The organism is Streptomyces sp. RP5T (assembly GCF_003933965.1).
Classification (GTDB): domain Bacteria; phylum Actinomycetota; class Actinomycetes; order Streptomycetales; family Streptomycetaceae; genus Streptomyces.
Genome location: NZ_RSAJ01001100.1, coordinates 1 through 1277, shown reverse-complemented (window position 1 = coordinate 1277; position 1277 = coordinate 1). Strand labels below are relative to the sequence as shown.

Below are 1277 nucleotides of genomic sequence, written 5' to 3'. Positions count from 1 at the left end.
CGGGAGGGGTGCTGCGGGTGAAGACACGGGTTCAGAACCTGTGAGCACCCGTTGGCATCGTGGTCGGTGGTGGGCCGAGGCGTTCGGCCGGGTGGTGGTCCACTCCTGCGACAAGGAGCGCGCTTCCACCCTGGCTTGTCCGCGGTAGCCGGTTGCGGTGTCGGTGCTTCGTCACTTCTTCGGGGCTTCTTCGGTGCGGCTCTGCTGCGTCTGTGCTGGGTGTGCTGCGTCTTCGACATGGCTTAGGTGCGTCTTCGGCGCGTCTTCGGCTCTGTCTCAGGTGCTTCTCGGTTGGGGCGGGGCGTCAGGCGCAGCCCGCTCCAGCTGTTCCCGCCGCTCCAGCCGCTCCGGCTGCGTCCGCCTCCGTGTCCGTATCCGCGTCGAGGGCCGCGGCCGTGTCGGCGTCGCCGAGGGAGCGGGGGCGACAGCTGGGGGTCTTGCCGTGGGCCTCCGCCCGGATGCGCTGCTTCATCGTGGGTGGCAGCGACCTGACGAAGGACCAGAGACCGTGGGCCCCCGCCGAAGGCTCCGAGTGGGTCGCGGCGCTGTTGCGGGCCGACTGGGTCTGCGGTACCGCGGCGGCTGCGGTCGTCGTGATCAGTCCGAGCGCCGTGAACAGCGCGAGAACGGCGGTGACGACGACGGTCCACAGCTTCATGAGCTTGTTCCGGGCCATGGCCCCTCACTTTCGGGTTGGGCGATTTGCGTACTTTCCTCATGATGTGTATGAGCGCCGCTAAATCACGGACCCGGGCCTGTGGCGCGTCGATCTTCAGATGAACACCACACGGATGGGCGCATGAAGGGCGAAAAAGTGGAGAAGCGGGGCGACAGAGGCTGAAGTGACCGCCTGTGGAGACGTGATCGCCCATGTGATCACCCTCTGATCGGAGGTCTCAGTTCCGCTTCTACTGGGGCGCTCCCGACGGGAGTTGAGGGCCCGGACGCAGGTCACCGATCGGTATCGGTCGGTGTGTATAGTCGGGCGCCAGAGGTCCCCTACGTCAAGGAAAGACGAGGTCGCGCGGTGAAGAAGCTTCTCCTGGTCGCACTGGCCGCCATCGGCGGGCTCCTCGTGTACCGCCAGATCCAGGCGGATCGCGCCGAGCAGGATCTGTGGACGGAGGCGACTGACTCCGTGCCCACGGGTTCGTGAGTACCGACATCCGATTCTGAACAGACCCCGGCCGTTGTTGCGGTCGGGGTTTTGTGTTGCCCGGGGCCGATCGCTCCGCGCCGGGGCCGGTGGCGGGCGGGGGTTTCGGACGGCCGTACGG

2 protein-coding genes are annotated in these 1277 nt (G+C 67.2%); one reads left to right on the top strand and one right to left on the bottom strand.

Going from position 1 to position 1277, the window contains the following annotated elements:
- Positions 1-304 precede the first annotated feature (304 nt).
- Positions 305-676 (bottom strand): DUF6344 domain-containing protein, encoded by a 372-nt coding sequence (locus EHS43_RS44760; RefSeq protein ID WP_125196075.1) that lies wholly within the window; start codon positions 674-676, stop codon positions 305-307.
- A 351-nt stretch (positions 677-1027) separates the two neighbouring features.
- Between EHS43_RS44760 and EHS43_RS44755 the strand changes: the two genes are divergently transcribed.
- Positions 1028-1156, top strand: a complete 129-nt coding sequence (locus EHS43_RS44755; protein ID WP_003999697.1) for a DLW-39 family protein — start codon at positions 1028-1030, stop codon at positions 1154-1156.
- The last annotated feature ends 121 nt before the right edge of the window (positions 1157-1277 follow it).

Excerpts from the sequence above, each read along its gene's own strand:
- EHS43_RS44760 (WP_125196075.1), bottom strand. The coding sequence starts at position 676 with ATGGCCCGGAACAAGCTCATGAAGCTGTGGACCGTCGTCGTCACCGCC.